The organism is Pseudoalteromonas umbrosa, from assembly GCF_030125375.1.
Classification (GTDB): domain Bacteria; phylum Pseudomonadota; class Gammaproteobacteria; order Enterobacterales; family Alteromonadaceae; genus Pseudoalteromonas; species Pseudoalteromonas umbrosa.
Genome location: NZ_JASJUU010000001.1, coordinates 115,414 through 138,784 on the forward strand (window position 1 = coordinate 115,414; position 23,371 = coordinate 138,784).

General features: G+C 42.3%; 19 protein-coding genes. 16 read left to right on the plus strand and 3 right to left on the minus strand.

Annotated features, from left to right (window positions below; translation table 11 throughout):
* The first annotated feature begins 14 nt into the window (after nucleotides 1-14).
* From frr to dnaE, 13 genes are all read left to right on the plus strand, one after another.
* Nucleotides 15-572, plus strand: coding sequence for a ribosome recycling factor (gene frr, locus QNM16_RS00565; protein ID WP_023401853.1), 558 nt, complete (start codon nucleotides 15-17; stop codon nucleotides 570-572).
* A 229-nt stretch (nucleotides 573-801) separates the two neighbouring features.
* On the plus strand, nucleotides 802-1,575 hold the full coding sequence (locus tag QNM16_RS00570) for an isoprenyl transferase (protein ID WP_284018659.1): 774 nt from the start codon (nucleotides 802-804) through the stop codon (nucleotides 1,573-1,575).
* 11 nt (nucleotides 1,576-1,586) lie between these two features.
* Nucleotides 1,587-2,453, plus strand: coding sequence for a phosphatidate cytidylyltransferase (locus QNM16_RS00575; protein WP_284018660.1), 867 nt, complete (start codon nucleotides 1,587-1,589; stop codon nucleotides 2,451-2,453).
* A complete protein-coding gene (ispC, locus tag QNM16_RS00580) occupies nucleotides 2,450-3,658 on the plus strand; it encodes a 1-deoxy-D-xylulose-5-phosphate reductoisomerase (RefSeq protein ID WP_284018661.1) in 1,209 nt (402 codons plus the stop codon). The genes QNM16_RS00575 and ispC overlap by 4 nt, the downstream gene beginning before the upstream one ends.
* Nucleotides 3,658-5,010: a sigma E protease regulator RseP gene (gene rseP, locus QNM16_RS00585; RefSeq protein ID WP_284018662.1), complete on the plus strand. Its 1,353-nt coding sequence runs from the start codon at nucleotides 3,658-3,660 to the stop codon at nucleotides 5,008-5,010. The genes ispC and rseP overlap by 1 nt, the downstream gene beginning before the upstream one ends.
* A gap of 72 nt (nucleotides 5,011-5,082) precedes the next feature.
* A complete protein-coding gene (gene bamA, locus QNM16_RS00590) occupies nucleotides 5,083-7,554 on the plus strand; it encodes an outer membrane protein assembly factor BamA (RefSeq protein ID WP_284018663.1) in 2,472 nt (823 codons plus the stop codon).
* A gap of 10 nt (nucleotides 7,555-7,564) precedes the next feature.
* Complete coding sequence (locus QNM16_RS00595) at nucleotides 7,565-8,083, plus strand: OmpH/Skp family outer membrane protein (protein ID WP_063362929.1); 519 nt, start codon at nucleotides 7,565-7,567, stop codon at nucleotides 8,081-8,083.
* Complete coding sequence (gene lpxD, locus QNM16_RS00600) at nucleotides 8,083-9,123, plus strand: UDP-3-O-(3-hydroxymyristoyl)glucosamine N-acyltransferase (protein ID WP_284018664.1); 1,041 nt, start codon at nucleotides 8,083-8,085, stop codon at nucleotides 9,121-9,123. Before QNM16_RS00595 ends, lpxD begins: the two co-directional genes overlap by 1 nt.
* Nucleotides 9,124-9,134: 11 nt before the next feature.
* Entirely contained in the window at nucleotides 9,135-9,587 is a 453-nt protein-coding gene (gene fabZ / locus QNM16_RS00605; protein WP_284018665.1) for a 3-hydroxyacyl-ACP dehydratase FabZ, read from the plus strand.
* A 2-nt stretch (nucleotides 9,588-9,589) separates the two neighbouring features.
* Nucleotides 9,590-10,360 (plus strand): acyl-ACP--UDP-N-acetylglucosamine O-acyltransferase, encoded by a 771-nt coding sequence (gene lpxA / locus QNM16_RS00610; protein WP_237137295.1) that lies wholly within the window; start codon nucleotides 9,590-9,592, stop codon nucleotides 10,358-10,360.
* 113 nt (nucleotides 10,361-10,473) lie between these two features.
* Nucleotides 10,474-11,628 carry a lipid-A-disaccharide synthase gene (gene lpxB, locus QNM16_RS00615; protein WP_284018666.1) on the plus strand — a complete coding sequence of 385 codons (1,155 nt, stop codon included), beginning with the start codon at nucleotides 10,474-10,476 and terminating at the stop codon, nucleotides 11,626-11,628.
* On the plus strand, nucleotides 11,618-12,211 hold the full coding sequence (gene rnhB, locus QNM16_RS00620) for a ribonuclease HII (RefSeq protein WP_284018667.1): 594 nt from the start codon (nucleotides 11,618-11,620) through the stop codon (nucleotides 12,209-12,211). The genes lpxB and rnhB overlap by 11 nt, the downstream gene beginning before the upstream one ends.
* Nucleotides 12,212-12,213: 2 nt before the next feature.
* A complete protein-coding gene (gene dnaE / locus QNM16_RS00625; protein ID WP_284018668.1) occupies nucleotides 12,214-15,705 on the plus strand; it encodes a DNA polymerase III subunit alpha in 3,492 nt (1,163 codons plus the stop codon).
* Nucleotides 15,706-15,766: 61 nt separating this feature from the next.
* On the opposite strand, the gene accA is transcribed toward dnaE, so the two are convergent.
* Entirely contained in the window at nucleotides 15,767-16,726 is a 960-nt protein-coding gene (gene accA, locus QNM16_RS00630) for an acetyl-CoA carboxylase carboxyl transferase subunit alpha (RefSeq protein ID WP_284018669.1), read from the minus strand.
* Nucleotides 16,727-17,394: 668 nt separating this feature from the next.
* On the opposite strand from accA, the gene tilS reads away from it, so the two are divergent.
* A complete protein-coding gene (gene tilS, locus QNM16_RS00635) occupies nucleotides 17,395-18,717 on the plus strand; it encodes a tRNA lysidine(34) synthetase TilS (RefSeq protein WP_284018670.1) in 1,323 nt (440 codons plus the stop codon).
* A complete protein-coding gene (locus QNM16_RS00640) occupies nucleotides 18,707-19,048 on the plus strand; it encodes a hypothetical protein (protein WP_284018671.1) in 342 nt (113 codons plus the stop codon). Before tilS ends, QNM16_RS00640 begins: the two co-directional genes overlap by 11 nt.
* Before the next feature lie 42 nt (nucleotides 19,049-19,090).
* Here QNM16_RS00640 and QNM16_RS00645 read toward each other — a convergent pair whose 3' ends face one another.
* The gene (locus QNM16_RS00645; RefSeq protein ID WP_284018672.1) at nucleotides 19,091-19,987 is read right to left on the minus strand and encodes a GGDEF domain-containing protein; all 897 of its coding nucleotides are present in this window, start codon (nucleotides 19,985-19,987) and stop codon (nucleotides 19,091-19,093) included.
* Nucleotides 19,988-20,183: 196 nt separating this feature from the next.
* Here QNM16_RS00645 and QNM16_RS00650 point away from each other — a divergent pair, with 196 nt between their 5' ends.
* Entirely contained in the window at nucleotides 20,184-22,187 is a 2,004-nt protein-coding gene (locus QNM16_RS00650) for a monovalent cation:proton antiporter family protein (RefSeq protein WP_284019878.1), read from the plus strand.
* On the opposite strand, the gene QNM16_RS00655 is transcribed toward QNM16_RS00650, so the two are convergent.
* A complete protein-coding gene (locus QNM16_RS00655) occupies nucleotides 22,184-23,329 on the minus strand; it encodes a patatin-like phospholipase family protein (RefSeq protein ID WP_284018673.1) in 1,146 nt (381 codons plus the stop codon). The genes QNM16_RS00650 and QNM16_RS00655 overlap by 4 nt on opposite strands.
* Nucleotides 23,330-23,371 lie beyond the last annotated feature (42 nt).

Consider the following 23,371-nt stretch of genomic DNA (forward strand, 5'->3'; position numbering starts at 1 on the left):
ATAGGATTGCAACTGTGATTAATGATATCCAAAAAGACGCTCAAGAGCGCATGAAAAAAAGTGTGGCAGCACTAGCTAGCCAACTTTCTAAAATTCGTACAGGCCGTGCACACCCTGCATTACTAGATGGTATTTCAGTATCTTATTACGGTGCAGATACACCATTGAACCAAGTTGCGAACGTAACGGTTGAAGATTCACGTACACTTGCTATTAATGTTTTTGATAAGTCATTAGCGCAAGCTGTAGAAAAAGCGATCATGGCTTCAGATCTAGGTCTGAACCCAATGTCAGCTGGTACAGTGATTCGTGTTCCTCTACCTCCATTAACTGAAGAGCGCCGTAAAGATTTAATTAAAATCGTGCGCGGTGAAGTTGAAGGTGGCCGTGTTGCAGTTCGTAATATTCGTCGTGATGCGAACGGTGACATTAAAGCACTATTAAAAGATAAAGAAATTTCTGAAGATGAAGCGCGTCAGGCAGAAGATCAAATCCAGAAGATCACTGATGCACACATCAAAGAAATGGATACTCAATTGAGTGCAAAAGAAGCTGAGTTAATGGAAATCTAATTTCTAATAATTTGTTTCGTTATTAAAAGCCGCTTTATAGCGGCTTTTTTGTTACTTTTAGGACTATGCCTAGATTGTGCTAGTTGCAGCATCTTGTCTTTACTTACAATTCAATATTGAGTACAAAATTCAAACAATTCGTATGGGAATTGCAGATAAAGAATTTTATTAGGTTTGCAGCGATGACTGCGCTATACTAGGCGGCGTTTTTTTTATTTAAAATAGTACTATGGTTTTAAACGCTGACGCGATTTCTCAACAATCACTACCTAAGCATGTTGCCATAATAATGGATGGCAATGGACGCTGGGCCCAAGCCCGCAAGCGCCCGAGAGCTTATGGTCATAAAAAAGGTGTCGACTCTGTTCGCAGCGCGGTGCAGTTTTGCTCAAAATTAGGTATTGAGTCTCTTACTCTTTTTGCGTTTAGCAGTGAAAACTGGCGAAGACCTGAAGACGAAGTAAGCACTCTGATGGAATTATTCCTTTTTGTCTTGAGTAAAGAAGTAAAAAAGTTACATAAAAATAATGTAAAGTTAAATATTATTGGTGATATATCAAGGTTTCCCTCAAGCTTGCAGGATAAAGTGCATGATGCACATGCTTTAACATGCAAAAACACGGGTTTGCAGTTAAATATTGCGGCAAATTACGGTGGTCGTTGGGATATTATCAATGCAGCTCAGACGCTTGCTGAAAAAGTAAAAGTGGGTGAGTTGCAGGTGACGGATATTACTGAAGAGGCACTGACTAATAATATGTCAATGGCAGATCAAAGCCCGCTAGATTTACTTATTCGAACTGGCGGTGATTATCGGATCAGTAACTTCTTGCTATGGCAGGCTGCTTACGCAGAGCTATATTTCACAGAAACTCTTTGGCCTGATTTTAACGAAGAGGCTTTCTCAGAAGCAATCGCTTGCTATATTTCTAGAGAGAGGCGCTTTGGTTGCACAGGTGAACAAATAAAACAACTACTCGCCGAGAGCAATACAACAAGTTAAAGGTATTCAGTTTGTTAAAACAACGTATTATGACGTCAGCTGTACTCGCACCGCTGGCGCTGATTTTAGTATTTTATACACCTCTAAACCTCTTTAGTATTATTGCAGCTTCTATTGTACTGCTAGGTGCATGGGAGTGGGCATCTCTTATGGGGATCACAAAGCCGTTATATCGATTGGTATATGTTGTAATAACAGGCGCTTTAATCGCCACCTTGCATTTTCACTGGCCAATTGAGAGCCTATGGCAGTCTGGAAAGTTGGTGGCAGATGCGAATTACCTATTCACATTAGCTGCTGCATGGTGGATCGTGGCTACTTTACTAGTTTTGCGTTATCCGAAGATGGCTAAGTCATGGAGTAAGGGTTATGTAATGCCTGCAGTTGCTGGGTTTTTGACATTGGTTCCACTGTGGCTTGCATTAAATGTCTTGAGAAGTGCAGATTATCAATCTTCAGAACAATTTGGCTCTGTGTTGATTATGGTTGTTTTAGGTATTGTTTGGAGTGCCGATATAGGTGCTTACTTTGCTGGGAAAAGTCTTGGTAAGAGAAAGTTAATGCCAAATGTTAGTCCGAACAAAACCATTGAAGGTTTAATTGGTGGTCTGGTTACAGCAGTAATATTTGTCATGATTTTTTGTTATTGTTCTGAGGTTGATTATAAGCATTGGCTCCTATATGGCTTATTGACGGTTGTGGTAGCACTCTTTTCTGCAATTGGTGACTTACTTGAAAGTATGTTCAAACGCGAAGCTGGTTTGAAAGACTCCGGAAGTTGCTTACCCGGCCATGGTGGTATCTTAGACAGAATTGATAGCTTAACGGCTGCGGCACCTATGTTTGCGCTCTTTTATGCTTGGACGGTGACTCTATGAGCATAGCTACATTGCAACCAGAACAAGTTGTAATACTTGGCTCTAGTGGCTCCATTGGCACTTCCACGTTGGACGTTATTAGCCGTAATCAATCCAGATACAACGTTTTTGCTTTGGTTGCAGGAAAAAATGTTGATGTTGTATATCAACAGATTGTACTACACAGCCCGAAATATGTTGTGATGAACGACGAATGTGCTGCACAGTCTCTTAGAGAGCGCGTAAGCGGATTAAAGACAGAAGTCATGAGTGGCACTCAAGCCATGTGTGATATAGCAGCGCACAGTGAAGTTGATATCGTTATGTCCGCAATAGTTGGTGCTGCGGGTCTACTGCCTACACTTGCGGCAGTGGAGGCTGGTAAGAAAGTCCTGCTTGCCAACAAAGAGTCTTTGGTCATGTCCGGTAAGATATTTATGGACAAGGTCAAACAGCATGGTGCTACGTTGCTGCCAATCGACAGTGAGCACAATGCAATTTTCCAATGTATGCCTCGCGATATGCAGCAAGGAATAACGACAGGTTTTTCACCCCTTGGTATTCATAAAATATTGCTGACAGGCTCTGGCGGCCCTTTTCTTAATCGTGACATCAATACTCTATCTCAAGTTACTGTCGCAGAAGCCGTCGCACATCCAAACTGGTCAATGGGACAGAAAATTTCTGTTGACTCTGCAACAATGATGAACAAAGGGCTTGAATTCATAGAAGCCAAATGGCTGTTTGACTGTCAACCTGATGACATAGAAGTTGTTATTCACCCGCAAAGTATGATCCACTCTATGGTTCAATACCAAGATGGCTCTGTGATAGCACAAATGGGACAGCCAGATATGCGAACTCCCATCGCCTATGGCTTGGCTTATCCTGAGCGTATCGATGCAGGCGTTAAACCGCTCGATTTTTCAACTATGAAAGACTTTACGTTCACAAAGCCAGATTATAACCGCTATCCGAATTTGCAACTTGCCATCGAAGCATGTCGATTAGGGCAAGCCGCGACAACGACACTAAATGCTGCTAATGAAGTGTCGGTAGCTGCATTTTTGCAGGGTAAAATTGGCTTTATGGATATTTATAAAATCAATGAGCAAGTGCTCACCGCCAGTGCATTAGGAGAACTAACTTCACTGGACGAAATCATGGATATGGATCAACAAGCTCGTCGAGTTGCAAATGAGCTTATAGCAGGGCAGGCACGCTAATGTTTGACTTTTTCTGGAATCTTGGGTCGTTTGTCGTCGCGTTGAGTATACTTGTCGCGGTACATGAATATGGACACTTTTGGGTTGCCAGAAAAGCAGGTGTGAAAGTACTGCGTTTCTCTATCGGGTTTGGTAAGCCTCTTTTCACTTGGTATGACAAGCTGGGCACCGAGTATGCGATTTCCGCTATCCCACTCGGTGGTTATGTCAGAATGCTTGACTCGAGAGTGGATGAAGTTTCCGAACAAGATAGAGCTAATACGCTCGACAGCAAATCAGTTTATGCACGCATGGCGGTTGCCGCAGCGGGCCCACTTGCAAACTTTATATTCGCTGTCTTTGCTCTGGCTATTATGTATGTTGTTGGTGTTCAAAACGTTAAACCTGTTGTGGGTTCCATCACACACAACTCTATTGCTGATCGTGCTGGCGTTCAGTCAGGTGATTTGTTAAAGCGTATAGGGAATGAGGATGTGTCCTCTTGGCAAGAAGTGAATTTTGCGGTGATGTCAGGATTGGGTGAGCAAAGGTTAGAGATCAAAGTGACTGATGCTAATGGGCAAATCGCAATTCGTACCCTAGATGTTGATGGCTGGAAACTGGACAAACGTGATGTCGCCCCTCTGACTTCCATAGGTATTACACCCTATCGACCTAATATCACAACAGAACTTGCTATTATCGCTGAGGGTTCAGCTGCAGAGCGATCAAGTGTGAAACCCGGTGATGTGATTGTGTCGTTCAACCAAGAGCCAATAGAAAGTTGGTCGCAATTTGTCGAACTTGTACAGCGTTCTCCGAATGAACAAAGTACTTTGACTGTATTAAGAAACGGAAATGAAGTTTCTCTAAATATCACACCAGATGCACGAGAAACTGCAGAGGGGACAAAGATAGGTTACTTAGGGGTCGTGCCTAAGCAGAAAAGTTGGCCTGCAGGGTATATTGAGACTAGACAGTACGGTGTATTCGATAGTATCTTGCTTGGCGTCCAGAAAACCTATGCTCTTACAAAGTTAAGCTTCGAAATGATTGGTAACCTGATTACGGGGCAAGTCTCTGTCAAAAATATCAGCGGACCGGTAGGTATTGCTGTAGGGGCAGGAGATAGTGTTAGTTATGGATTAGTTGCCTTTTTGAGCTTTTTAGCTCTAATTAGCGTCAACTTGGGGGTTTTCAACCTTTTACCACTGCCCATGCTGGATGGTGGACATTTGATGTATTACTTAATTGAACTAATTCGAAAAAAACCGGTCTCTGAAAAGACACAAGAGTTAGGTTATAAGCTGGGAGCGATGATGCTGTTAGTATTGACCTGTTTTGCACTGTTTAATGATGTATCGAGGCTCTAGGCTCTTAAAATAAGGGTGATAGCGCACGTGGCGCTTTGCGCGCCGTAAGCTGTAAAGGATAAAGATAAAAAAATGCCTATAAAAAAACATTTAGCTGTAACGAGTTTACTTGGCGCTAGTTTTGCCGCTTTAGGGCAAAACTCCTTTATCGTAGAAGATTTAAAAGTTGAAGGGTTACAACGTGTTGCACTGGGTGCAGCCTTAACTCATATTCCAATTAACGTTGGCGATGAAGTTGATAACTACACAGTCTCTAAAACCATCAAGGCATTATTTTCGTCAGGCCATTTTGACGATATTTCTGCTTATAGGGATGGCAACCAGATTGTTTTTAAAGTAAAAGAGCGTGCCACTATTGCTTCCATTGAGTTTGATGGCAATAAAGACATCAAAGATGAACAGCTACAAGAAAGCTTAGACGGCAAAGATATTCGAACCGGCGAAACGCTTGATAGAACAACGATTGATGGTGTTGAAAAAGGGCTGATCGAGTTCTTTCACAGTATCGGTAAATATAATGCCAAAATTGAGGTGAGTATTGTTGAGCTGCCTCGTAACCGCGTGAAGCTTAAATTTGAGTTTGATGAAGGTGATGCAGCCTCTGTTCGACAAATCAACCTTGTTGGTAACCAATTATTTTCTGATGAGCAATTACTGCGTCTAGTTGAGTCCCAACAAGATTTGCCTTGGTGGAAGTTTTTATCTAGCGATCGCTACCAAAAGCAAACGATTGAGGGTGATTTAGAGAAAATCCGCAGTTATTACTTAGATAGAGGCTACTTACGCTTCAATATTGACTCTACACAAGTATCAGTAAGTCCTGAGCGTGAATCAGTTTATGTGACCGCAAATATTTCTGAGGGTGAGAAGTATACTGTTAAAGGGTTTGACTTTATTGGTGATTTGCTTGGCAGAGAAGAGCTGATTAGAAGCGTTATCCCGTTAAAATCAGGAGAGCTTTACAACGGTTCATTAGTTACTTCATCGGAAGAGTTTATCAAAAGTTATTTAGCTCGTTTCGGTTACGCGAATGCTGAAGTACGCACTATTCCTGACATAGACGACGAAAATAAAGAAGTGCAGTTAACGCTTTCCGTTGACCCTGGGCAACGTGTTTACGTACGCCGTATTCTAGTTAACGGAAACCAAAGCACCGCGGATCATGTCGTTCGAAGAGAAATGACTCAATTAGAGGGTGCCTGGTTATCTAATCAAAGCCTTGAGCGCTCTAAGCTGCAAATTCAGCGTTTACCATATATGGAATCGGTTGATTTTGAGGTGAAACCAATCCCTGGTGTTGATGACCAAGTAGACGTTGATTTTAATGTTAAAGAACAACCTGCGGGTAGTTTCCAAGCAGGTGTTGCTTATGGCTCATATGCTGGTTTGCAATTCAATGTTGGTGTCAGTGAATCAAATTTCTTAGGTTCTGGTGACCAAGTTGCATTTAATGTAAATACATCGAAGGCATCTACACGATATAGTGTTTCTTACACAGATCCATATTTTACACCTGATGGGATCTCGCAAGGTAGTAGCATCTTCTTTAGTAAGTTTGATGGTTCAGAAATAGGTCTTATTGACTATGACTCTCGTAGTTATGGTATTGGTACTCACTTCGGTATCCCTATCAATCCGGTTAACAGATTGAACTTTAGTTTTAGGTGGGTTGAAGAAGAATTAGATCGCATAGCCGATTATGAACAAACACGAGTCTTAAGGTTAACCTTCCAAGATCCAGATGATCCTGATGGTGGCTATGATTTCACTAAATATGAGTTAGGTCTTGGTTGGTCTCGTGTTACGGTTAACCGTGGTATGTTCCCGACAGATGGCTCTCGCCAGAATGCAAACTTTACAGTTACGACGCCTAATTCTGATTTAAACTACTTTAAGTTAAGTTATGACTCTCGTTTTTATTGGCCTGTAAGTAATGACCATCGTTGGGTGTTCTCAACGCGAGCTTCACTTGCTTATGGCAATGGTTATGGAGAAGAGAATGGCTTTGACCAAGTATTGCCATTCCAAGAGTTCTACCGTATTACAGAAATGGAGCTAAGAGGCTTCGAAAGAAATACTATCTTACCACTTGCTATTCAGCGCCGACCGCAATCTATTGTTGGTCCATCGCTGCCTGATGGCACTGAAAGTGGTGCGATTAGTGGCGACCCAGCGTTTGACCAAATAATCACTGGTGGTCGAATTGGTGGTAATGCCAAGGCTGTGTTTGGTGCTGAAATGATTGTACCAACCCCATTTTTAGATGAAGATAATACCACTTCAGTGCGTACTAGCTTCTTCGTCGATGCAGCAAACGTTTGGGATACTGAATTCGATGTAGATCGTTATTCAAACTTACCAGAGCATCAATACAAACAACTTTCAGATTTCTCTGACCCAAGTCGTTTTAGGGTTTCTACAGGTATGTCTATTCAATGGATATCACCGATGGGACCAATGTTAATTAGTTTTGCGTATCCACTGAAAAAAGAAGATGACGATGATACTAAGAACATCAGCTTCAATATCAGTAATACATTCTAAGGAGTTTATTGTGAAAAAGATTTTTAAAACCTCTGCTATGGGTATCTTAGCGGCTTTATTAATGGGTAACTCTATCAACGCTTTCGCACACAAAGTGGGTATTGTTGATATGCAGACTGTTTACTCTCAATTACCGCAAATGGCAAAAATTGAACAAACTTTAAAAAGTGAATTCTCTGAGCGTCGCCAAGAACTTGAAAAACTACAAGGCGATATCCGTTTTGAAGCTGAAAAGTTTAAACGTGAAAGCGCAACAATGAGCGAAGAACAAAAAACTCAATTGCGTGAAAAAATTCAAGGCATGCAAAAAACGCTTGCAGAGAAAGGCCGTCCGCTAGAGCAAGAAATTAAACAACGTCAGAATCAGGAGTTGGCAAAAGTACAAAAAATGATCCTAGATGCAATTGAAAATGTTGCTAAAAAAGGAAAGTTTGACGAAGTTAGATTAAAAGAAACGACAATCTACTTTAACCCTGATAAAGTTAGCGATCTGTCGGATGATATTGTTGAAGCAGTTAGCAAAAAGTAATGACTAAACACTATACGTTGTCGCAATTGGCTGAGCATTTGGGTGCAACTCTTGAAGGGGATCCTGAACAGTCAATTGTTAAAATTGCCACTTTATTAAATGCGAATGAGCAAGAAGTCGCGTTTTTGGCAAATAAAAAATACCGCAGCCAGCTTGAGTCTACTCAAGCTGGCGCAGTTATCTTATCTGCAGACGATGCAGATTACTTTTCAGGTAACAAACTAATTTGTGATAATCCATATGTAGCATATGCGAAACTTGCACAGTATATGGATACTACACCAAGTGCAGCCAGTTCAGTGCATAGTACAGCTGTAATTGATGAAAGTGCATCTCTTGGCCAAAACGTCAAAGTTGCTGCTAATGCTGTTATTGAGGCTGGTGCTGTTATCGGTGACAATGTTGAGATTGGCGCTGGGTGTTTCATTGGTAAACATGCACGCGTTGGCACAGGCACTAAGTTATGGGCTAATGTGACAATTTATCACGAAGTTGAAATCGGTGAACATTGTTTGTTCCAGTCGGGTAGTGTCATTGGCAGTGATGGCTTTGGTTACGCCAATGAGTCAGGTGAGTGGGTTAAAATTCCACAGATCGGCACGGTTATCATCGGAAATCGAGTCGAGGTAGGAGCATGTACTTCTATCGACCGAGGTGCAATAGATAACACTATAATCCATGATAATGTTATTTTAGATAACCAAATTCAAATTGCGCATAACGTTGAAGTTGGTTACGGCACTGCCATCGCAGGGTGCAGTGTACTTGCGGGCAGTGTAAAAATTGGAAAGTACTGTCAAATCGGTGGCATGGTGGCAGTAAATGGCCACAATGAAGTGTGTGATGGCGTTGTCATTACTGGCATGAGCATGGTTACTAAGGGCATTTCTAAGCCTGGAATTTACTCATCGGGTATGCCTCATACAACGAATAAAGAGTGGCGTAAGAATATCGCTCATTTGCGCAATCTTTCTGATTTTAAAGCGCGAATTAAAGCGCTTGAAAATCTTACCGAGCAGTTACAACATACGGATAAATAAAAGGTACTATTTTGGCCAACGAATTAAACAGCTTTGATATTCAAGAAATCTTGAAGTTACTTCCTCATCGTTACCCTATGTTGCTTGTTGATAAAGTTATTGATCACAAGCCAGGGGAGTATCTACATGCCGTGAAGAATGTAACGGCAAATGAGCCTATCTTTACAGGTCACTTCCCAGAACAGCCTATTTTTCCTGGTGTAATGATTTTAGAAGCATTGGCACAGGCAACAGGTCTTCTTGGCTTTAAAACGGTCGAGAATCGCAGTGACAATGAGCTATACTTATTTGCAGCCATTGACAACGCAAGGTTCAAGCAGCCGGTTGTCCCTGGTGATACGATGCATTTACACGTGCAGTTCGTTAAAGAGCGCCGTAATATCTGGAAGTTTTCAGCTGAAGCGAAGGTAGACGGCAATGTCGTGTGTAGTGCAGAAATAATGTGTGCGAGAAGAGAGTTTTAAGCGTGATCCATCCTACCGCAATTATTGAGCCAGGCGCTAAACTAGGAAATAACGTCTCCGTTGGACCATACAGTTATATCGGTAACGATGTGGTTATCGGTGATGATTGTAAAATTGAATCGCATGTTGTTATAAAAGGGCCGAGTGAAATAGGCTCTGGTAACCACATATTTCAATTCGCGTCTGTAGGCGAGGCCTGCCAAGATAAAAAGTACAAGGATGAACCAACGAAACTTATTATTGGTGACAATAACGTGATCAGAGAATGTGCGACTATCCACCGTGGTACTATTCAAGATCAAGGTGTTACCATTATTGGTAGTAATAATTTATTTATGGCTTACACCCATGTTGCACACGATGCTGTGATTGGTAGCAATGTTATATTTGCTAACAATGCAAGTGTAGCTGGGCATGTCCATATCGGCGATTGGGTTATCTTAGCGGGTAATTCAGGCGTACATCAATTTTGTAAAGTCGGCTCACATGCTTTCGTAGGTATGTACTCTGGTGTGAACCAAGACGTGCCGCCATTTGTAACAACGACAGGCACGCCTGCTCGACCTGTTGCAATTAATACAGAAGGTCTCAAGCGTCGCGGTTTTGAATCTGACGAAATTATGGCAACACGTAGAGCATACAAAACGCTCTTCCGTAAAGGTTTAAAACTAGATGAAGCGATTGCCGCTTTGCAAGATGAAGCACAACAGTTCCCAGCTGTTCAGCAGATGCTTGATTTTATCGCAACGTCAGAACGTGGACTGGTACGCTAACTTAATCAGGCTCTTTGTCGCCTTATCGTAATTTATCGAATAACAAAGAGCGGGTTCTGATATAATAACGCCATACTTAGTATGGCGTTTTTTTATTTTCTAGAAGAACAAAAATGGCAAACGAAAAATCAATTACTGTCGGGATTGTTGCGGGTGAATTATCTGGTGACATTCTTGGCGCTGGCCTTATTAAAGCACTGAAAAAGCGCTTTCCCAATGCCCAATTTGTTGGCATTGCAGGTCCGAAAATGCAAGCGCAAGGGTGCAAGAGCCTCTTTGATATGGAAGAGCTTGCAGTGATGGGTCTTGTGGAAGTATTAGGCCGACTTCCTCGCTTACTTAAAATTCGAAAAGAATTAGTTAACTATTTTATTCAAAACCCGCCAGATGTATTTATTGGCGTTGACGCACCTGACTTTAATCTACGTGTTGAAAAGCCATTGAAAGCGGCTGGTATTAAGACAATTCAATATGTGAGTCCGTCGGTTTGGGCTTGGCGACCAAAGCGTATTCATACCATAGCAGAGGCTACCAATTTGGTGTTATCTTTGCTGCCGTTCGAAAAAGCATTTTATGATAAGTATGATGTTCCTTGCACTTTTGTAGGTCACACGCTTGCGGATGAAATACCCTTGGAATCAGACACCTTGGCTGCACGTAAAGAGATAGGTTTAAAAGAGTCTGATACAGTTTTGGCTTTGTTGCCAGGTAGTAGAGGCTCTGAAGTTGGGCTGCTAAGTGAAACATACTTGCAAACTGCTAAGCAATTAGTAGATAAGATGCCAGATCTTAAAATTGTTGTACCTTTAGTCAATGAAAAGCGCAAGAAGCAGTTCACTCAGATTTTAAATAAAGTAGCTCCAGAACTTCGTCCTATTATGTTAGACGGTCAGTCTTCATTGGCAATGACAGCTTCAGACGTGGTTTTGTTGGCCTCCGGTACGGCAACACTAGAAGCGATGTTATATAAAAAGCCAATGGTTGTAGGTTATCGCTTAAAAACCCTGAGCTATAAAATATTTAGCACATTTTTTACTTTCAATATTAAACACTTTTCCTTGCCAAATTTACTTGCTGATGCGCCACTTGTTTCAGAGTTTTTACAAGAAGATTGTAACCCTGATGCGCTGACGGATGCACTGCTTCCCTTGTTAAGAGGGGACAACTCAGCACTTATAGAACGTTTTTACGAAATACATAAAGGTATTCGCTTAAATGCCAGTGAACAAGCAGCAATTGCCGTTGCGGAGGTTATAGATGCAAATTGAACGCCCTAAAGTTAACTACATTGCAGGTGTAGATGAGGTTGGTCGTGGACCATTAGTGGGTGACGTCGTAACGGCAGCAGTGATTTTAGACCCAAGTAAGCCAATTGACGGTTTAACTGACTCAAAAAAGCTGTCAGAGAAAAAGCGTAATGCGTTGGCGGAAGAAATTAAAGAAAAAGCTCTGTGTTATTGTATTGCTCGCGCGTCGGTTGAAGAAATCGATGAGCTAAATATTCTGCACGCTACAATGCTGGCAATGAAGCGCGCCGTTGAAGGGCTGTCAATTCCTGCTGAATTTGTTTTTATTGATGGTAATCGTGTGCCTGATATTACAGTCCCTGCACAAGCGGTTGTGAAAGGCGATAGCCTAGTTGCTGAAATCAGTGCCGCATCAATTTTAGCTAAAGTCACGCGTGATAATGAAATGATTGAATTAGATGCACAGTATCCTGATTTCGGTTTTGCGGGCCACAAGGGGTACCCTACTAAGGCGCACTTTGAAGCACTTGCACAACATGGTATTACCCCCCATCATCGAAAGAGCTTTAAGCCAGTACAAAAAATTATCGCGGAGCAGTCGTAACCATGCCAACGCCTAATTTTGTACACTTACGTGTGCATAGTGACTTTTCTATGGTCGATGGTTTGGCCAAGACCAAGCCTATTGTCGCCAGAGCGCAAGAGCTTGAGATGCCTGCGTTTGCCATTACAGATCAAATGAACTTATGTGGTTTAGTGCGGTTTTATGGCGGTGCTCATGGTGCCGGTATTAAGCCCATGGTGGGCGCGGATCTATGGCTAAAAAGTGATGAGTTTCCTGATGAGCCTTGTCGAATTGTCGTACTTGCCAAAAATAATGAAGGATATAAAAATCTTACATTACTGATCTCAGAAGCTTTTTTAAGAGGTCATGTATTTCATCGACCAGTGGTTGATAAAGCATGGTTAGCGCAATACAAAGAGGGATTAATCTTACTCTCTGGCGCAAAAGATGGCGATGTCGGTAAAGCCTTGCTTAAAGGTAACCAGCAACTGGCTTTAGAAACACTGGCTTTCTATGAAGAACATTTTGCGGATCATTATTATCTAGAACTTCACCGTACAGACCGTGAACAAGAAGAAGACTATTTACATGCTGCGGTCGCTCTTGCTTCTGATCGCAATTTACCTGTGGTTGCCACCAATGAAGTTGTTTTTTTACATGAAGAAGACTTCGAAGCCCATGAGATCCGTGTTGCTATCCACGATGGATACACGCTAGAGGATAAAAACAGACCGAAACGCTTTTCTAAGGAACAGTATCTAAAAACACCTGAGCAGATGGCTGAGTTGTTTAGTGACATTCCAGAAGCGCTGGAAAATACGGTTGAAATCGCTAAGCGTTGTAATGTTACTGTCCAGCTCGGTACTTACTTTTTACCAGACTACCCAACGGGCGATTTAAAAATTGATGATTTCTTGGTCAAGGTATCTGAAGATGGCCTTGAAGAACGTCTGAAGTTTTTATTCCCAGATGAAGAAGACAGAAAAGTTAAGCGGGTTGAGTACGATGATCGTTTAAGAATTGAGTTAGACGTTATCAACCAGATGGGATTCCCAGGTTACTTCTTGATCGTAATGGAGTTCATTCAGTGGAGTAAAGATAATAATATCCCTGTAGGTCCGGGTCGAGGCTCTGGTGCAGGTTCTTTGGTAGCGTATGCATTAAAGATCACAGATCTTGATCCATTAGAATTTGATCTACTATTCGAGCGATTCTTGAACCCAGAACGTGTCTCGATGCCTGACTTTGACGTCGACTTCTGTATGGATAGACGAGATGAGGTGATAGATCACGTTGCTAAACTTTATGGGCGACAGGCAGTATCCCAAATCATCACCTTTGGTACCATGGCGGCCAAAGCGGTAATTCGTGACGTAGGCCGTGTTCTAGGTCACCCATATGGATTTGTTGATAGAATTTCGAAGCTAGTACCTGGCGATCCGGGTATGACTCTTGCCAAAGCTTTTGACGTGGAACCAAGACTTCCAGAAGCTTACGACGGTGATGATGAAGTAAAAGAGCTCATTGATAAATGCCGCATTCTAGAAGGTTGTACCCGTAACGCTGGTAAACACGCCGGTGGTGTTGTTATCTCGCCAACCAGCATTACAGACTTTGCCGCCTTGTACTGTGACGAAGAGGGTAAATTCCCAGTTACTCAATTCGATAAAAACGATGTAGAAACGGCCGGTCTAGTTAAGTTTGATTTCCTAGGTTTAAGAACGCTTACTATCTTGCAGTGGGCACTTGATATGGCCAACGAGCGTTTAGCGCGTGAGCAAAAGCCGTTTGTAGATATCAACGCCATTCCACTTGATGATCATGCCAGTTTTGAAGTGCTGCTAAGGGCCGAGACTACTGCGGTATTCCAGTTAGAATCACGCGGTATGAAAGACCTTATCCGCCGCCTTAAACCGGACTGCTTTGAGGATATGATCGCACTGGTTGCACTATTTAGACCGGGACCGTTGCAATCGGGCATGGTAGATAACTTTATCGACCGTAAGCATGGTCGAGAAGAGATCTCTTTCCCTGATGCTCAGTATCAGCATGAGAGTTTAGCACCTATCCTAGAGCCGACCTACGGGATCATCCTGTATCAGGAGCAGGTCATGCAGATCGCGCAGGTCCTAGCAGGTTATAGCCTAGGCGGCGCTGACTTACTTCGTCGTGCGATGGGTAAGAAAAAACCGGAAGAGATGGCAAAGCAGCGTTCAACCTTTGAAGAAGGGTCGATAAATAACGGTGTCGACGGTGAACTTGCTATGAAGATCTTCGATCTTGTAGAAAAGTTCGCAGGGTATGGTTTTAACAAATCTCACTCGGCAGCATACGCACTGGTTTCTTACCAAACGCTTTGGATGAAGACGCATTTCCCGGCAGAATTCATGGCTGCGGTAATGTCTGCGGATATGGATAACACCGATAAGATTGTCACCTTGGTTGATGAGTGTGAAAACATGAAATTGACCTTGTTACCACCGGATGTGAACGCGGGTGTTTATAAATTTGCGGTAAACTTACAAGGTGAGATTGTCTACGGTATTGGTGCCATCAAGGGGGTAGGTGAAGGCCCAGTTGAAGCCATCCTTGAAGCGCGTGAGCAAGGCGGAGAGTTTAAAGACTTATTCGATTTCTGTGCACGTGTTGATTTGAAGCGTCTTAATCGCCGTGTAATCGAAAAGCTGATTTACGCTGGTGCCTTAGACAAATTAGGCCCAGAGAAAAAGCAAGGCGGACGTGCGACATTACTTGCAAGCTTAAAAGATGCGATGAAGTCAGCTGAACAGCATCATAAAGCGGAACAGTTAGGACAATCGGATTTATTTGGCTTACTTGCTGTTGAACCTGAAGAAGTGGCACAAGCCTTTATTCAGGCACCACCATTGAGTGACAATGAGTGGCTCAACGGAGAAAAGGAAACGCTGGGTTTATACCTGACCGGACATCCAATTAACCAGTATCGTAAAGAGCTTAAGCATTATACCTCGGGTAAATTAGTGGACTTACAGCCAACTAACCGAGATATGCAGTCGACCGCAGCTGGTTTGGTGATCAACGCCCGTACCTTGATAAATAAAAAAGGTAACCGTTGGGGACTTATCACGCTAGACGATAAGAGTGCGCGGATCGATGTACGTTTCTTCCCTGAACAATTTGAAATGTATGAAGAGCTCCTTCAGGTTAACCAGATCCTAGTGATCTCAGGGCAGGTAAGCTTTGATAACTTCTCAGGCGGTATCACTATGACTGCCAGAGACGTCAATACGATAGCTCAGGCGCGAGAGAAGCGGGTTAGCTCTCTTAAGATGTCACTAAATATGGCGCAAATAGATGCGAACTTTGGTGAGAACTTAAAGCGTGTATTAGAGCCTTATAAGTTTGGTACTTGTGAGGTGATTATTGAATATCAGCGTCCTGATGCCACAGCGGAATTAACACTCGGTACGCAGTGGTGTGTGACACCAAGCGATGAGCTGATCAGATCTTTGAAAAAGTTAACTGGCCAAGATGTAGAGTTAATCTTTGATTAAGTCTACAAAAACAGTATATAAAAAAAGGCCACCCATTGGGTGGCCTTTTTTATAACTTAAATTAGTCACAGTAGCCAAAAGACATTAGACGCTGGTATCTTTGCTCAAGCATTTCTTCTTGGCTAAGCTTAGACACGCTATCTAGATCTTTGATGATCTGTGCTTTTAGGTTTCTTGCCGCTGTATCGTAATCACGGTGTGCACCGCCTAGAGGCTCGGCAACGATTTCATTGATAAGGTTGTTGTCTTTGATACGCTGTGCAGATACGCCCATTGCTTCAGCTGCAAGAGGTGCTTTTTCAGCACTTTTCCAAAGGATTGAAGCACAGCCTTCAGGAGTGATAACTGAGTAAGTACTGTAACGCAACATGTTGACGCGGTCACCCACACCAATTGCAAGTGCACCACCTGAACCACCTTCACCGATAACGCTACAAATTGTAGGTACTTTTAGAGACGCCATGACTTTTAAGTTCATTGCAATCGCTTCACTTTGACCGCGCTCTTCTGCGCCGATCCCAGGGTATGCACCTTGCGTATCGATTAACGTGATCACTGGCATTTTAAAACGCTCAGCCATTTCCATAAGACGCTTAGCTTTACGGTAGCCTTCTGGACGTGGCATACCGAAGTTACGCTTAATTTTCTCTGCAGTATCACGGCCTTTTTCTTGACCAATAACCATTACAGGCTTACCGTCTAGTCTTGCAGTACCGCCGATAATTGCAGGGTCGTTTGCAAATGCGCGATCGCCTGCGAACTCATCGAATTCAGTAAACATGCGCTTTATGTAGTCACTTGCATGAGGGCGCATTGGGTGACGAGCTAGTTGAAGTAGCTGCCAAGGGTTAAGTTCTGAGTAAATTTTTTCAGTAAGTTGTACACTTTTCTCTTTTAACTTACTGATCTCTTCTTCCAGACTTAGGTCCAAAGAACCTGAGCGACTAACAGCTTGTAGCTCTTTAATTTTTTGCTCTAATTCAGCTACTGGAAGTTCAAATTCTAGATAATTTAAGCTCATTTTCTAACCTATCTGATAATTTTTTAAAGTTTGTCTCGGTTTTATGTAGAGAGTACAGATTCAAAATGCCGTGACTCAGTTATTTTTAGCATATTATTTAGCGTAGTCTATTTTGCTAAATGGAGCTTAAACTAAGTGTTAATATTGCTTATTTAAGTCAGTTTTTGCAGAAGATGGCGCATTTTAGCGACATTTTTCTTCTTCATTTTTTAACTGTTTTTCCTTCGTGAAGGCGCGTTCTCTGTCATCACATACAATTTTACGCACATTATACTGCCCCGAACTGGATCTGGAAAACAGACCAGCAAGATAATGTGACTTTTTAAACATAAGTAGGGATTTACCTAGATTTTAGCACTAATGTCAATTAATTTCGGGTTTGTTTTATCAATGTAAAACTTGCAAACGACTTTTGTGATAATTAAATGGCAAGTCACTGTAAGTGATTAAAATTGTTTTGTTTATTGGTTTTTGCTCATTTAGTGCAAAATATTGGCACTTTTTAATGATTTCGAGGGGCAATTTTAAGAATAAATTAAATGATACTAACTGGCTGAATTTTTAATCTTTGGGTGATCTTGCTCACGATTAGTATGTGATTGATTAAGCGCACGTTGCATTTTAATTAGGATCGGGTATAACGCCAGATAATTGCATGAGGAAAGAATATGGAATCGACAGGCGTATTTAAACAATTTGCCAGTGCGCTTGAGAAGCAGTGCGGTGATCGTATCGGGCAGGGGCTTACCGTCGCTTTATCTGGTGGCGTTGATTCGGTGGTATTGCTGCATCTGTGCCAGCAATTCTCCCAATTACATTCAGGAATACAGCTTGAAGCCATTTATGTAAATCATGGCCTATCTGATAATGCAGATATGTGGCAGCAGTTTTGTACTGAACTGTGTGCACAGTTAAATATCTCTTTTCAAGCTGTTGGTGTGAGTATTGAAGCGAAAACCAGAACAAGTTTAGAAGCACAAGCAAGAGACGCACGCTATGCGGCGCTAGATAGACACGCAATGGCGAGTTCTACTCTCGTACTCGGTCAACATGCTGATGACCAAGTCGAAACGTTCTTTATTCGTTTAAAGCGCGGTTCAGGTTTACAGGGGCTAGGAGCAATGCGAGCATCAACGCAACTTAATAGCGGCCGATATTGTGTAAGACCCTTAATCGACCTAGAGCGCAAAGACATCGAAGCATTCGCGCAAACTTTTGGATTGTCTCATATTGAAGATGAATCCAATAAAAGTGATGAATTTGATCGTAACTTTTTGCGTAATCAAGTGATCCCACTTTTAACGTCCCGTTTTAAAGGGTTTATACCCAGTGTTTTAAGGTCAATCTCTTTACTGCAAGCCCAGCAATCTTTGATAGATGAAATTGCAATGAGTGATTTGGCTGTGTGCCGTCGCGATAAAAATATCAGTGTGGTGGACTTGGCAGCGCTCTCTGAGCTTAGGCAAAGTAATGTAGTTAGGTTATGGCTTGGCAATAAAGGCGTTAATATGCCCTCACAAAAGCAGCTCGGTCAAATTTTAAATCAAACCCTTAATGCCAAAGAAGATGCACAAGTAAATGTTCAGCTCCAAGCAGGATCAATAAAGTGCTATAACGGACTTATGTATTGGGTGGTAAATTCAGAAGTCACTTTGGCTGAAATACTATGTACCGAATTAACATCAGATGTTGAACTGGCTGATGGCAGAATATTGACTCTTTTTGTAGGGAAGGGGGTGCGACGCCCTTTAGCTGATGAACAAGTTACCATCCGCTTTGGGCAACTTAATGAGAAAATAAAACCGATAGGTAAGCCCGGCCGAAATACAGTAAAACATTGGCTTAAAGAGGCCAAAGTGCCGAGCTGGGAAAGGCCCTCTATTCCTATGATTTATTACAATGATGCCTTAGTGGCTGTGGTCGGCTTTTTTGTCAATGCCGATTATAAAGCATCATCAGGCGTTTTTTGGCAGGTACAAGATGCAGAATAACACACAAATAGGCATGTCTTTGGCGAATAAGTCGCCGATAGCAATTATGATATGTGCCGTCATTTTTTTGTTACTATTTTTATGCTCCGCGATCAACTTTGCGAATCTGTTCGTTGCTTTGAGTGTTGGCACATTATCAGCGGTATTATTGCTGGCGTACTGGCATGGCAGGGGCGGAATTTATTTTATATTAGGATTGGCTGCGCCCATGTTGTCCATATTATTTAGTGAGCTTCCTGATTTTTGGGCGTTAGGCTGGGTGATAAATGGCTTCTTTTGTGGTTTTGCAATTTTACTTTGGTTATTTAAGTTAAAAAATAGTCAGAATTAAAAGGTGGTACTTATCATTAGGGGATGATAAGTACCTGTAAAACTAAACTGCGCGTGCGCAATTTCTTCCCGCTTCTTTAGCTTGATATAAGCCTCTGTCTGCTCTGGCAAAAATCTCATTGGCACAATCTTGGCTCGATGCCAGCGTAAAGCCAATGCTGGTCGTTACGTCATGCTTAAGCAAAAGGCTATTGTTATTAACACGTTCCATAATGCGCTCAGCGATAACTTTGTTGGTTGTAAACGCAGGATCGTCAATCAGAATAGCAAATTCATCTCCGCCAAATCTAAATACCGCATCTGTTGCTCGTATGCTAGAGGTTAGTATATTGGCAAAACCGATAAGCACTTCATCACCTTTTTTGTGTCCAAATTCGTCATTGACCTGTTTAAAGTTGTCCAAGTCCAATAACATTAAACTAAAGTTTCTGTGTTGCCTACGACTGCGCTCTAGCTTGGTTTCAAGATATTCATTAAACTGACTACGATTGTAAAGCCCTGTGAGCGTGTCTTTTGTTGCTAGTTGAAGTACTCGGTGATACATCAATGCATTTCTTAGCGGATACAATAAGCATGTATGCAATTGCATTAAGCGCGCGCGTATTGTGCCACTAAAGCTGTATTTGCTAAAATAGACCAACTGCCCTAAATGCTGCCCTTCTATATCGAGATCAAATGTATACGGTTTAAGCTGGTTATCACCTTGGTGAGTTTGAAACAGTCCTTGATTTGAATGAAACTGCAATCCTGCAAGATCGGTAATGCGTTTAACGTAAGATGCAAAGATATCTAAAATACCGTTGACGTCTAGCGTTGTTTGCAGCTTTTCAACGAGCACATTCGGTTGTTCAGGCGCCTGTGTTACGTATTGTTCAGTCGTGAACGGAACGTAATCACCGCGCGAAGGCGTTCGCTGCGACAAAATATGGACATTTTCCATCTGGTAATTCCCCTAATTACAACATTCCCGAACATATAAGCTAGTTTCGTGCCAAAAAATTAAACTGGCTGAAAAACAGTTGGTTGCTATAGTTAGATTGTGCAAAAAATAAACCAAAACATTTCTTTGACGCCTAGGGGGCCATTTGCAGCAAAATTTTGCCGGATTTATTTCCGATAGAATCGTTACCGTCTTTATGACCGCAATACATGGTCATTTTACAGATGTTGTTGCATTGCTGCTTTGCGCTGTGATCTTAGTCTGGTCTTTTAAAAGAGTAGTGCTGCCGCCCATTCTTGCCTATTTGCTAACTGGTTTAGTTGCTGCAGGTTACGGTCTAATGGATAACAACCATGAGATCCATTTAATCGCTGAAGTTGGAATTGTATTTTTGCTCTTTAGTCTTGGGTTGGAATTTTCTATCCCAAAACTCATGGCAATGCGCAGTGTTGTATTTGGGCTTGGTAGCACGCAAGTATTGCTATCCATATTGCTTGGGACCTTTTTGGTTTCCTCTTTCGGTTTTGGCTGGTCTGAATCACTGATCATTGCTTGTATCGTTTCTCTGTCATCTACCGCTGTGGTCGTTAAGATCATGAAAGAGTCAGGCATGTTGAATATGCGCAAAGGGCAGCTATCTATAGGCGTCTTGCTTTTTCAAGATATTGCAGTGGTGCCAATGCTGATAGTCTTTCCTTTGATGGCCAGTACTGACAACCAGTTTTTAGTCGGTGCCTTAATATTGGCGTTGGCAAAAGGCGCATTTGTCTGTTTGTTACTTTGGGCAATAGGAAAGTGGATCCTGCCAAAAGTGTTTAATGAAGTGGCTCTGGCCAGAACGGATGAGCTCTTTGTATTAACTACGCTAGTCGTCGCTTTGTGTGCGGGCGCGTTAACGTATGCATTTGGGTTGTCTATGGCGTTAGGCGCATTTTTAGCGGGGATGATGCTAGGTGAGAGTCAATACCGACACCAATTAGAGGCAGAGATAAGGCCGTTTCGAGACATCCTCATGGGGTTATTTTTCGTAACCGTGGGTATGCAGCTAGATGTCGCTTATGTAATTAGTACCTTTGGTTATATCGTCGCTGCAATGGCGGTTCTGTTAGTGGCTAAAGTCGCCATTATTTATTTTAGTGCGCATGTAATGGGAGAGCGAAAGCGCGACGCACTTTCTTCTGGTATTATGCTTTGGCAAATGGGGGAATTTGGTTTTGTGTTAGTTGCTCTGGCTGGACAGCACCACTTGTTAGCCCCAGATACCGCCTCATTTTTAATCGCGCTTGGTGTTTTATCTATGGCTCTTACACCTTATTTGATGAGTGAGACTGAGAGACTATTAAAGCTGTTTAAGCTTGATGGTGATCACAAGCCCGATTTTACGTACGCAGGTATAAAAGACGAATCTGTTAAAGATCATGTGGTGATATTTGGTTATGCGCGAGTTGGACAAACAATTGCGCGTTTCTTAAAACCAGAAGCTATTCCCTATGTTGCGATTGAGCGTAACCCCATAATTGTGCAGGAGGCACAAACCGCAGGAGAGCCTGTAATTTTTGGACACGCAGGACAGAAAGCCATTTTAAAATCAGCATGCGTTAACAAAGCAAGGCTGGTGATTGTGACCATGGATGACTTCGAGCAAAGCCAAATTGTTATCGATGCACTTAAACATTATGCACCAGAAGTAAAAATACTCGTAAGAATGCAAGATGACACACATCTAGAGGATTTGAAGCAGCTCGGCGTGACGGAAGTTGTGCCTGAGTCATTAGAGGCTAGTTTAATGTTAGTATCCCATGTGCTGTATATGTCAGGGGTACCAATGCGTCGGATCTTCAAACGTGTTAGTAAAGAGCGACAAAATCGCTATGAGTACTTGCACGGTTTTTTCGCTGGCAGCAGTGATGAGATGAATGAATATGGTCACAGTCACTCTCATTCAAGTTTTGTGACAGATAGACTTGAATACTTACATGCAGTGGCGTTACCTGAGGACGCTTACGCGGTTGAAAAGACAATCTCTGAGCTGCAACTGGTGCGTCATAAAGTTGTCGTTAAGGCACTCAGGCGTGATGGTACGGAAATCCCCATGCCGGATGAAGATATTATTTTACAAGCAAGCGATGTATTACTACTCAAAGGCAAGCCTAGACGGGTAGAGCGTGCTGAACAATTTATTTTAGATGGTTTACCCTAATCCAACTCTAAAAATGCCTTTATCTCGTCTAATCGTGCAAGGCCATCTTCGTAGCCAATTTTGATCAACTCTTGTGTGTAGCTTTTTTCAAATAGCAAATAACTGGTTAAACTTGATTGTGAGTGCTTCTTTACCCCGATGGTTCTGAGTAATAACTTAACCGCAATCGGTAAATCTTCATAAAAGTCGAGCGCTAGTTCATTGAAGTTATGGGATGGGTTAACAATCAAGGTATCAACGCGTTTGAGTTCTTTGTGCTTTTCTCTTGCAGGAAGTAAGCTAATGGTGCGATTAACACGTTCAAGACGCTCCAAATCTGATTGTAAAGTGTCACTAAAAATACTATCCAACAAATGACCTGCGACCACTGACATGCCAGGGAAGTGCGGTTCGTAGCCAAGCGGCTTTTGAACCTTGGGTTGTTCAACACCAATAATGAATATTTTACTTGCTCCTAAGTGGATTGAAGGGCTAAGTGGAGATAATTGGTGAATAGAGCCATCGCCGTAATAATTGTGTTTAACTCGTACACTTGGAAATACCATAGGAATGGCACTGGATGCCATAAGGTGGTCGATATTCAGCTGGGTTTGAACTCCCTCCCGTTTGGCTCTTTGCCAAGGTTTTGCATCTTTGGCTTGAAAAAAGGCCACGGACTTACCGCTGGAATAACTAGATACGGTTACAGACAACGCATCAATAAAGCCGCGATGAATATTGCGGTCAATTCGCGCCAGATCCATCACCTCTTCGAGCAATTGGCGCAGTGGCGTATTATCGAGCAAACTTGCTGGTGGATGATTTAAATAGTCAGCTTGAAAACTGCGCATGACATTATTAGTCAGATGTCCAAAAGCACCAAATAAACTACTTTTGTACACCATGCTGGTGTGAAAGTTTTTCCAGATCCATTCAATTTTTCGAATGGCTAAATGCATATTGGAGGAGTAGCAAGCAAGGCCCGTCGAGTTAATTGCGCCAGCTGAGGTGCCATTGATGATTTTAAATGGCAAGGGAGCGCTGCGGGGTAAGCTAAGAGCGATGGCTTTGAGTACCCCAACTTGATAAGCCGCTCGAGCTCCGCCACCGGTGAGTAACAGCGCAATATGCGGTTTGCCAATTTTACATTGTGCTTTTTTCATATTTGTTCCTTCGAAAATTAGCTGTTAGTCACAAAGGTAAAA